Origin of the sequence: Streptomyces tremellae (assembly GCF_039540215.1) — a bacterium.
GTDB lineage: Bacteria > Actinomycetota > Actinomycetes > Streptomycetales > Streptomycetaceae > Streptomyces > Streptomyces tremellae.
In genome coordinates this window covers 53,833-65,103 of record NZ_BAABEP010000002.1, presented here as the reverse complement: position 1 = coordinate 65,103, position 11,271 = coordinate 53,833, and the positions used below count along the sequence as shown (strand labels likewise).

Here is an 11,271-nt window from a genome sequence, read left to right as displayed (position 1 = left end):
TTGGCTGGTCCGGTCCCGGACTCGGGTCCTGGTGATCCTCTGGTGTTGAACCGGGCGATGCGGGCCCGGCTGTATGCCGCGGTGCGGTGCCTGCTGGCCGACGAGTCCCTTGAGGGAGCATCGGATTCGGTGCGTCTCGCCGCGGTGGTGCTGCTGGCGAAGGCGCCGGCGCGCAGTGCCGTGCTCCGCCTTCGCGCGGGGGAGATGGGGCGGTGGCTCGGGTTTTCCGAGTCGTACGTCGATCACAAGGTGCTGCCCGCGATGCGCGAGGCCGGCGTGGTGGAGACCGAGGCGCTGACCGAGGAGTCCGGTCGGGTGACCGGCCTTGAGTGGAAGCTTCTTCCGCTGCTTGCCGCGCGGGAGAGTGGCGATCCGATGCACCCGCTCGCGCTGGCCCGTAAGGACTTGGCGACGTTGTTGCGGTTCTGCGAGGCCCTGTTCGCGCCGGGCTGGGCGCCGAAGGACGGGCCGGTGACGCCGCCGGGGCTGCTTGCCGTTCGGCGGGGGAGGGGTGCGGCGACGGACCGGCTGGCTCTGCTTCTCCTTGCGCTGCAGACCCGGCCGGACGGTCGGGTTCGTTTGGTCGGCGGTTCGGTGAAGGAGGGACGCGGGCGGGCGGACGCCACGGTCGCCAAGGCCCTGGGCTGTTCGGTTTCCGGTGGCGGGAAGGTCGTCGACCGGCTGGAGCGGCTGCAGTTGGTCGAGGTGGTGCGCGGGACGACGGAGTCGGGTCAGTACGGCAAGGGCCGGCTGGTGGTGCCGGCGATCGCGTCCGCGTTCGGGCGCGGTGCGGCGCCGCAGGTTGTCGTCGAGGACGGCGTCGAGGAGTCGGAGCCTGCTGCAGCCTGTCCCTCGTGTGCGCACGGTTCGCCGCACGGGGAGGAAGCCGGGGACGAGGGGCCGGTGCTGTCGGGGGAGGGCTGGCAGCAGGAGTCGTTCGACGATGTCGAGCCCGCGGATATCCAGCGCCCCGCTGCTGCACTCGGGGATCTCGAGACCGAGCCGGCCCCGGAAGGCCCGGTGGCCAGCGGGGAAGAGGCGCCTGAGACTGAGCCGGAGCCCGCTGTGGCCGAGCGCCCTGCTGGTGCACCCCTCCACGCTCTCCACGCGCCGGTGGTTTCTCTCTCTGGTTCTCTCTCGCTTGATGGTGGGTTTTCCGGCGAAGCCGATCTGGGGTGCGGTGATCTGCCGGAGCGCGCGGGCGCCCGCGAGGACGAGCGGGAGCGCACCGAGGTCGCTGCGGCTGCGGTTGGTGGCGGGCTGGGCGGCCCGCTTCGCGGGGAACAGCAGCAGGAAGCAGCGGGATCGTCGGGGAAGTCGGGCTCGGCGAAGGCCTCGAAGAAGCAGGCGGGGACGGTGGTGTTCGTCCGTCCGCCGTCGCTGCCGCGGGGCTTGGAGTCGGTGCTCGCGCCGATCCGGCCGGTGTGGGAGCGCATCGTCCGGCCGGCGGCTCAGCGTCATGTGGCTGCGGCGGTTCGCGTGCAACTGGGTGTGCTGCGGGGGATCCTCGGCCCGCAGGACGCCGAGGAGGCCCTCGCCGAACGGCTTGAGCGGCGCCTCGATCAGCAGATGGGCCGGCCGGTCACCGATCCGGTCGGCTGGATCCTGGGCCGGGGCCTGGTGCAGCGGGCGTGGTGCTGGTCGCAGCTGTGCGACGAGGGCCGGCGGATGGACTCCGGCGCCGACTGCCCCAGCTGCCAGGTCCTCATCGGTGACCGGCGCGGCCTGCGGGCGCGGATCGCCGCGGAGACCGCTCGGGAGCTTGCCGGTGCGGCGCCGCAGGTCCTGCAGGCCGAGACCGAGAAGCGGCTGAACGCCGCGGTGACGTACGAGGCCGCGGTCCAGGCGCAGCGGCACGAGCAGGCCCTGGCCGAGCAGCAGGCCCGCGCCCGGGTGATCGAGCAGCGCCGCGCCGAGTACGCGGCCGCCGAGCGCGAGCGCCTCGCCGCACCGTGCGCCGACTGCGGGATCCCGGACGCGGCCGGCCGGTGCCTGCTGTGCACCGAACGTCGCGCCGTGGAGCGGGCGTTGGCTGAGGCGGTCGACTTCGCGGTGATGGCCCGCGCCGACCTCACCGACCCGGTCGCGGTCGCCGATGCCACCGAGCGGTGTGCGGCCGACACCCGCACGCTCCTGGAGCGGCACCTGGACGTGCAGCGCGCCGACGGCATCGAGGAGGCCGGGCTGCTGCTCGCCGCGCGGGAGATCGCCGAGAAGCTGCGCGACCAGCGCCGCGAGAGCCTGAACGGCCGGCTGATGCATTCGACCGAGGCCGAGTGGGAGGCGGACAAGGCGTACGAGGCCAAGATGCGCTCGGCGCACCGGTACCCGACCCGGGCGATGGCCCAGTCGGCCGCCGAGCAGGCCGCGGACGAGGCCCTGGCGCGGACGGTGGAGGTCTTGTTCGCCGACCGGGTCCGGCAGCTGCGTATCGCCCGGGGCGAGCAGCCGGCCCGGCCCGCGGTGACGGACTGGGAGAGCCGCTGTGCCGACCTCGCCGGCCAGGAGCTCCCCGAGGACCGCGTCGAGCGCCAGGTCCTGGAGGTGAGCGCGGCGTGAATGCCCTCGCCACCGTTACGTCCTGCGCGATGTCCCGCCCCCCGCGGCCGCCCTCGTCCTCACCACCGGGCCCGCGCCCGCAGGCCCGGCTGCTCCGGGACGTGGTGTCCCCCCTGTCAGCAGGGGAGATGCCATGAACACCAGGACTCTTCCCCGCGCCCGCCGCACGCCGCCGGTGCCGGTGTGGGAGCGGCGCCCGCTCACCCGACGGTCGCGACGGCTGCTGCTGGAGGGCGACGTCGAGGGCCGGTACGCCGGCCGGGACGATCCGGACTCCGGCTACCGGCTCACCATGGCGCTCGCGCTCGCCTGTTCGCAGCCGGGCCGCGAATGGGCTCCTGCGGACTTCCACCAGGCCCTCATCTACACCCCGACCCGGGGCGGCTGGTGGGCGCGTAGGCTCCGCGAGCGCAAGGGCGCCCAGTACGCGGAGAACAAGCTCACCGCGATGCTGGAGAAGGCCCGCGAGTTCGCCGCCCGTAACGGCACGATCACCGGCCGCCCGGACGCCCTGGAGCAGATCAACGAGGTCCGTCATGTCGTGGAACACCTCGCCTGGCCGGCCCGCGGCGGGGGAGCGGTCGACCAGAAGAACATCGCCGCCCGTCTCACGCTGTGCGAGCGGGCCGGCGGCCTGGAGCACACCACCGCGCTGCGCCCGCACGCCGAGCGGATGGGCTGCGCGAAGTCGACCGCCGAGGCCAGCGACAAGCGGCTCGTCGACGCCGGGTGGCTCGAGCTGCTGGAGGCCGGCACGGGGAAGAACCACGGCTCGAGGTGGCGGTTGAAGATCCCCGACCACGTAGCCGAGCTCCTCGCTCGTGCAGCTCCGGGACACTCCCTGCCCCCCACTCCCGGGGAGTTGGCAACTGTCCCGGATCCGCACACCTTCACCGACACGGCCGCACTCGCCTCGGTGATGGCCCACGACGCCTTCCACCACTTCGCCCACGGCACCAGCGGCGCCCGCATCCTGGCCTGCCTCGACGTCACAGAAGGACTGGAGCCCACCCAGCTGCAGCAGGCCACCAGCCTGCACCGCACCACCGTCGCCCGCCGCCTGGACAAACTCGTCGCCGACGGCCTCGCCCGCGAATGCGAGGGCCGGTACTACCTCGCCCCCGACCTCGCCGGCCCCGTACGTCTCCAGCCCGACGACCAGGTCCTCACCGAGGCCGCCGAACAGCAGGGCACCGCGGGCCTCGGCGAGCGCCGCAGAGCGCGGCACGCCCGCGAACGCGCCAACTACCAGCGGTGGATCGCCGAACGCGCCACCCGTGCCCGCCCCGTACGACCACGCCCGGTGCTCGTGCCCGAGGGAGTCGTCGACCCCGACACGGGCGAACTCCTCGACGAACGATGGCGCGGCTGGGACGTACGAGATCGCTACCGGCCCGTCTGGACCGGACCGGCACCCACCGACAACGGGGAAGCAGGGCGCGCCGCATGACCAGGACATCCAACTCCCCGCTCGGAGAACAGCGCGCACCCCGCCCGACCCTGACGCGGGTGGCACGCTCAGAGACCGACATGCCCCATGGATCCCTCGCGCCGAACGCCGCACGGACTCCAGCGCCGCACAATTGCGGAACTCAGTCCCTGTCCGTCCCTGAGACCCGGTCCACACCCCCGCTGAGCTGCGACGACGGCCGAGGGACTGAAGCAGGGACCGTTGAGGGACCGGCCCCGGTTCCCGGAGCTGCGGCCCCCGCCTCCCGTCTGCAGCCCGGACAGCTCTCCGCTGAGATCGACATCGTCTGGCTCCTGCCGCTCGACGCACTCGATTACGTCCGCGAGAGCCTGGAGATCATTAAATGCCGCTCCGGCAAGCCCCCCGTACCACGGACACGGACGCCTGGTCGGCTACGCCAACTTCGACCCGAGCACCCGCGCGACCAGGGACATGGGGCGGCCCCCTGCCCGACGCTCCGGCCACCACCCAGGAGGCGGCGTGCGCGCCACGACCCGATGCCCCCGCCCGGCCCGCGACGGGGGGCTTCGAGGCGCAGCGCCGGACGTGTCGGTGTCCTCCCTTACTGTGGCGGAGTCCTGGCCGTCAGTGACCGACCCAAGGTACAGACGCCGACGGACCGAGCAGGAGCAGGGGAGTGGGAGTGAGTTTCACGGTGGCAGCCGGCGCGCCGACGACATGGGAAGGCCGCGACGTGAGAGCGCTGGACGCCGAGCAGTGGCACGAGGCTCTCAAGGAGCTCGCCGGATCGGACGCCGACGACGCGGAGTTGGCCCGCGACGCGCTCCGGCGCAGCCGCGCCGGCCTGCTGAGCGTGCGGGACATGCGGCTCGTGCTCCTTGCCACACCGCACGTTCCGGCCTGGGCCCCCGCACGCCAGGCCATCATGGACGCTTTGGCCGGCAACCTCGAGACGGCCCGGCAAGTCCTGGCCACGCACACTCAGGTGGAAGTGTGGCCGCCCCCGCGGTTCGAGGAGACCGCGCCGGAAGCCGAGGGCCAGGTCATGGTCGCCGCAGTGGTCGGCCCAGCCGAATCCCAGGTCACCGGTCCCGCGCAGAGCGCCCCGACCAGCCGGGAGGCCAAGGACCGTGCCGCGCTCGCCCTGCTGGCCCGCCTCTCCGGCACCCCGTTGTCCGGCGACGAGGCGGACGGCAACGGCGAGATGGAGCGCCTGGTCCTGCCGGGCATGCCCACGGAGGTCTTCGAACAGCACCTGCGGCGGAGCATCGAGGCCGGGCGAGGTCCCAGTGCCGAGCTGAAGACTGAAGCCCTGCGCCGCGCCCGTGCCGGCCGGCTGCGTCACCGTGACCTGTACCTCCTGCTCCTCGACGCCCGCAGCCCGGCCTGGGCAGCCGTACGCGAAGCCGCACTCCAGCGGGCAGCAGCCATGCCGCCGGCCCCCGCCCGGCTCCTGCACTGGCACGCCGAGCAGCACGGCGAGGACCACGGCCTGACCTACCAGGAAGACGTCGACGAGCAGGGTCTGCACCACACGCGAGCCCTCCTCACGGCGGGGGAGGGGAAGTCGACCGGCCCCGTGCGCTCCGCCCCGGTGCGCAAGACCGCCCGGCACCGTGCGGCGTGCGCGCTGCTCGCCCTCATGGCGGACCTTCCTGAACCGGCCTACCCGGACGACGACAAGCCGGCGACCACGCCGAAGATCACGGTCCCCGGTCCAAGCCAGGACCCGATCAAGTACCTCAACAAGCACCACCAGCTCGACACCATCACCAAGCCCGAGGCGAGCGTGCGCACCATCGGTCCCCGCAAGGAGGTCACCTACTCCTGCCGTCACCGGGCGACCGACACCCCGGTGAAGGCGACCGCCGCCGGCGCGGACAAGACCGAGGCACGCCGGGCGGCGGCGCTGAAGCTGCTGCGCAAACTCCACACCCTCGACCACGCCACCCCCACCCCGGCACCGGACACTGCGAGCGCCGGCAAGCGGCGTGCGGTCCGCCCGGACGGAACCTCCAACCCGCCGTCCTCGGCACCAGCGCCCACCCCTCGTACGCCCGCGGCCCCGCAGCGGGCCGTCCTCGACATGGGCGACAAGCCGGCGTCCGTCCTGCTGCTGGATGCCGTCACCTCCGGCTGCGCGCTCACATTCGTGCCCGGCGGCGCCGGCCGCCCGGCCGCGTGGCGGGTGCAGGACAACGGGCGGCGGGCGCTGCCGACGACCGGCCTGCCCCACCCGCTGACCGCCGAGGCCGGCCCCGGCGGCCAGGCCGGCTGGCGCATCCCCCTCCTTGAGGGCCTGCCCGTCCTGCGGGGAACGCATCAGGGCGCGAGCGTGACGGCGGTGTTCTGGCAGCGCGCGCTCCACATCGCCCTGCAACTCATCGCCGCCCAGCTGGTCTACCCCGCCCAGCACGACGACGGCCGGGCGGCGTGGCGCGTCGGCCCGATCCCGCCGAACGCCCAGCACGCCCTGACCGAGCTCGCCGCCGCCGCGCCCACCGGCGCGACGCCCCCAGGGCTCCCGGCCCGCCAGGCGCTCATCGCCGCGGCCGACGCGATCGCCGACGCGCTGGTCCGTACCCCGGCGGCCGCCCTGTTCGGCACCGGCCCCTGGACGCACCCCGACCAGGGGCCGGTGGACGCCGAAGGGGAGGTGGGCGTCTGGCTGGACAGCGTGGAGGACCAGGTCGACGGCGGCCCGGCCCCGCAGGTGATCCTGCGCCTCGAGGCCCCCAGCGACGACGAGGCCGCCGTCGGCCGTCTCACCGCCGAACTGCACCTGGCGCCCGCGGACGGCGACGCCGCCCCCGACGAGGAGCCGGTGTCGGCCGCTCTGCTCTGGTCGGGAGCGGCCCGCCTCGCCGGCCAGCAGCCGGACATGGTCCGTCCGCGCGTCCGTCGCGTCCTGCGAAGGGCCGCCCGCCGGTGTCCCGCGCTGGCCTCACTCGCCGCCCAGGACCATCCCGGGCGGCACACGCTGAACCTGGTAGCCATCGAGGCGCTGCTGGAGCAGGATGCCGAACTCGCCGAGCACGGCGTGCGGGTGGCATGGCCCGAGGACCTGCGCACCGCCCTGCAGACCGCCGCGGTCATCGGCACCGAACCCGCCACCGGCGCGGCCGGACACCGCCAGCCAGGGGAGGCGCCCCGGTTCAGCGTCACCGCGCTCCTGGACTTCCGCTGGCAGATCGCCCTGGACGGCGTGCCGCTGAGCGAGGAGGAGATGGACGCCCTCGCCGAGGCGGCCCGGCCCCTGGTCCGCGTCCGCGGCCGCTGGGTCCTGGCCGACCCCGTCCTGCGCCGGCGCGCACGCCACCGCCTGCTCGCTCCCCTGCCCGGCACCCAGGCGCTGACCGCCGCCCTGACCGGCACCATCACCGTCGACGACACGCTCGTCCCCTGCCGCACGGCCGGACAGCTCGCCCGCATGATCGAGGTGCTCACCGGCGGCGAACACCACCCCGAACCCGTGCCCGTACCGACCGGCCTGCGCGCGACGCTGCGCGGCTACCAGCAGCGGGCCCTGACCTGGCTCGCCCACACCACCAGCCTCGGCTTCGGCGCGGTCCTCGCCGACGACATGGGCCTGGGCAAGACCCTCACCGCGCTCGCCTTCACCCTCCACCACCAGCAGCACACCCCGGGCCCGACCCTGGTCGTCTGCCCGGCGTCCCTGGTCACCACCTGGTGCCGCGAGGCCGCCCGGTTCACCCCCGGCCTGGACGTCGTCGCCTACCACGGACCCGACCGCACCCTGGATGAGGTCACCGACACCACGGTGGTGGTCACCACCTACGGCGTCCTGCTCCGCGACACCGCCCGCCTGGCCAGCCGCACCTGGTCGCTGGTCATCGCCGACGAAGCCCAGAACGCGAAGAACCCCGCCTCCGCCACCGCCCGCAACCTGCGCGCCCTGCCCTCCACCACCCGCCTCGCACTGACCGGCACCCCCGTCGAGAACAACCTCTCCGAGCTGTGGGCCCTGCTGGACTGGGCCAACCCGGACCTCTTCGGCACGCTGAAGGCCTACCGGTCCAGGTGGGCGAACGCGGCGGAGAAGGACCCCGGCGGCGAGAAGGCCCTCGCACTCGGCCGGATCGTCGCCCCGTTCCTGCTGCGACGACGCAAAACGGACCCCGGAATCGCCCCGGAGCTCCCCGCGAAGATCGACCAGCCGCGCCTGGTGCGACTCACCACCGAGCAGGCCGGCCTCTACGAAGCCGTCGTGCGCGAAACCCTCGAGCAGATCCAGGCATCCCGCGGCATCACCCGCAACGGCCTCGTCTTCAAGCTGCTCACCGCCCTGAAGAAGATCACCAACCACCCCGCGCACTACCTGCGCGAAGACCCGCAAGCCGCGTCAGGCGCAGCCGAGTTCACCGCCCGCTCCGCCAAGACCGCGGCCCTGATGGACCTCCTCGAATCGATCCGGACCCGCTCCGAGGCCTCGCTCCTCTTCACCAGCTACGTGAGCATGGGACACCTGCTCCACCGCCACCTCGACCGCCACGGCTACGACCCGCTCTTCCTGCACGGCGCCACCACCCTGCCCGAGCGCCAGCGCATGGTCGACGCCTTCCAGGCCGGCAGACACCCGGTGATGATCCTCTCCCTCAAGGCCGCCGGAACCGGACTGACCCTCACCCGCGCCGCCCACGTCATCCACTACGACCGCTCCTGGAACGCCGCCGTCGAGGACCAGGCCACCGACCGCGCCCACCGCATCGGCCAGCAGCAGACCGTCACCGTGCACCGCCTGATCACCGAGCACACCGTCGAGGACCGCATCGACGAACTCCTCACCCACAAACGCGCCCTCGCCTCCGCCGTCCTGACCGGCGGCGACCGCGCCCTCACCCAGCTCACCGACCGCCAACTCGCCGACCTCGTCACCCTGGGAGCACGCCGATGAGCGCCCGCACCACCGACGTGTGGGCCCGCGCCCTGACCGCAACGCTCACCACCCACGCCGACACCGCGACCCTGAACGCCGCCCGACGTCTCCTCACCACCACAGGCACCCAGCTCAACATCAACAAGGGCTTCGCCACCGCCAAGTTCCCCCTGGCCGACGGCCGGCCCGTCCGCCCCCGTCTCCTCGTCGAGGAACTCACCGAGGCGCAGTGGGACCGCATCGAAGCAGCGATCGCCACGCACACCCCCACCCCCGGCATCATCGGCGACCACCTCGCCGACCCCGACCGCACCGCGGGCATTCCGCTACTCCCCTCCGCGCACGACCTCACCCACAGCTGCACCTGCCCTGCGGCGCCCGCCGGCCCGTGCGCGCACACCCTCGCCGTCGGACTGCTCCTCGCCGAACGGCTCCGCGCCGCGCCCGCCCCGCTGTTCACCCTCCGCGGCCGCCCCTACCAGCACATCAAGAAGAACCTGCGCGCCCAAGGCCACTCCACCGCCGCGGCCCGTGTCCCCTCCCCGCACCGCGCCCCGACGTCGCCTGCACGCCCCACCGCCGACGTTGCCCCGTTCGTTCCCGCTCAGCAGCCTGCCCCGATGCCCGAACCCGCCGAACTCGACCTCGCCGCCGCCCGCCCGGTTCTTAGCGGACCGCTCCCACCGCCGCCCGCGCCGCTGCCCGAACTACCCGCCCAGAAGGCCCTCGTCGCCGACGCCGCCCACCGAGCCCGAGCACTCCTGGCCGGCACCGACCAGCCGACCGGCACCGACACCGGCAGCGACCTCGCCCGCTTCACCGCCCTCGAACACGGCGCCCCGTTCCGGCAGGCCGCGATCGACCACCTCGGCCTCGACGTAGTCGCCATGGGGCACCTCACGCTTGCCCACACCCACGGCGGACCCGCCGGCGCCGCCGCCTACCTCCACCGCTACACCGTCGACCACGACGTCCTCGCCCGCGCCCAGGCCGACATCCAGCCCCTGCGGCCCGCCCCCAGCGCCACCGTCGAATGCGAGGACAACCACATCACCGACCAGGCCGCCGGCGTCCAGCTCCGCTACGGACCCGACTGCCGCTGGCACCCCTACCTCGCCCCGTACGGCCCCTGGCAACCTGTCCCCGGCCCCGACGCCGACCCGGCCCAGGCCTACCGTGCGGCGCGCACCGCAGCCCGGGCGTTCCGCCGCACGCGATAGCCCCCGGTGTCGGTACCCGCCGATACGCTTTTCCGTAAGACCCGGCCCCGGGAAGGGCCGGGACGCTGCGCGCCCACTGCCAAGGGCGTGCAGCGAGCGACTGCCGACGGGTGGTTCCCGACGCAGCGCACGTCCTGGCCGTGGCAGCGGGCGGGACACCGCCTCGGATGGCAAACGAGGCCGGCCGGCCCGCCCCGGACAACCGGTGCGGGCCGGCACCCCCTCACCCAACGGCCGCGGCCTCGGGCCCGGTTCTCAAGCTGGTGTCCCTGCCCGGGAAGGCCCTGCACAACAGGCAACAGGCAACACGCCCAACACCCTGCACCGCCCGCCGCGTTGATCCGAGACTGACCGCATGACCAGCGACCTCATGGGCTCCCAGTCCCCGCATGCCCTCATCCAGACCGTCATCATCAGCTACGGAGAAGGCCACCACGACGCACCCCGAGGCGACGCGCTCCGCGTGGATGCCCGCCCGCTGCGCAACCCGCCCGAGGACCCGACCATGCGTGACCGGATGCTCCACTCCACCGGCCTGGACCCCGAGGTGCGCGCCTACGTCCTCAGCTCGCCCGGAGCGGAGCGCCTCATCGACCGCAGCACCCGCCGCGCGCTTGCGCTCCTTGGTCAGGCGAGGGCTGGCCGACGCGTCGACCTGCACGTGGTGTGCGGGGGCGGCCGCCATCGGTCGGTCGCGGTCGCCGAAGAGGTGGCCGAGCGCCTGCGTGCCGCCGGCTACGGCGTGGAGACCGAACACCCGCACATCGCCCGGCCGATCCTGCGGTGGCATCCGCAGCTCACCGAGCACGAACTGACCGCGCTCCGACTCCTCGCGAGCGGCCAGCACCATCTGGAGGTCGCCAAGGAGCTCAAGGTGCAGCCCGAGACCGCAGGCCGGCTGCTGCACCGCGCGCAGATCCATCTCCGCGCGCGTACCCTCTACGAGGCCGTCGCGCAGGGGTGCGCGCTCGGCATCATCGACCCCGAACTGCCGGGATATCCCCACAGGCGCAGCGCACCCCCGGCGCCCTGATGCCATCGCTGCCCGGCACCAGCACCAGGGAGCGGGATGCCGACCGCGAGCAGGGCCCGAAGCGGTCATGCTCGCCGTCGACGGCTGCCTGATCCCGGTGACCGGGCACGCCGCGTACTGCCGTGATGGA

General features: G+C 73.7%; 5 protein-coding genes. All 5 read left to right on the top strand.

All coding sequences use genetic code 11. From position 1 onward, the window contains the following. Positions 1-45: 45 nt before the first annotated feature. The 5 genes from ABEA77_RS02260 to ABEA77_RS02240 all read left to right on the top strand — a co-directional run bounded on the left by ABEA77_RS02260 (position 46) and on the right by ABEA77_RS02240 (position 11,141). The gene (locus ABEA77_RS02260) at positions 46-2,559 is read left to right on the top strand and encodes a hypothetical protein (RefSeq protein WP_345640364.1); all 2,514 of its coding nucleotides are present in this window, start codon (positions 46-48) and stop codon (positions 2,557-2,559) included. Between the two features lie 133 nt (positions 2,560-2,692). Then, positions 2,693-4,009 carry a hypothetical protein gene (locus tag ABEA77_RS02255; protein ID WP_345640362.1) on the top strand — a complete coding sequence of 439 codons (1,317 nt, stop codon included), beginning with the start codon at positions 2,693-2,695 and terminating at the stop codon, positions 4,007-4,009. A 715-nt stretch (positions 4,010-4,724) separates the two neighbouring features. Next, complete coding sequence (locus tag ABEA77_RS02250; protein WP_345640360.1) at positions 4,725-8,906, top strand: SNF2-related protein; 4,182 nt, start codon at positions 4,725-4,727, stop codon at positions 8,904-8,906. Further along, a complete protein-coding gene (locus tag ABEA77_RS02245; RefSeq protein WP_345640357.1) occupies positions 8,903-10,108 on the top strand; it encodes a hypothetical protein in 1,206 nt (401 codons plus the stop codon). The genes ABEA77_RS02250 and ABEA77_RS02245 overlap by 4 nt, the downstream gene beginning before the upstream one ends. Positions 10,109-10,463: 355 nt before the next feature. Further along, the gene (locus tag ABEA77_RS02240; RefSeq protein WP_345640354.1) at positions 10,464-11,141 is read left to right on the top strand and encodes a RapZ C-terminal domain-containing protein; all 678 of its coding nucleotides are present in this window, start codon (positions 10,464-10,466) and stop codon (positions 11,139-11,141) included. The last annotated feature ends 130 nt before the right edge of the window (positions 11,142-11,271 follow it).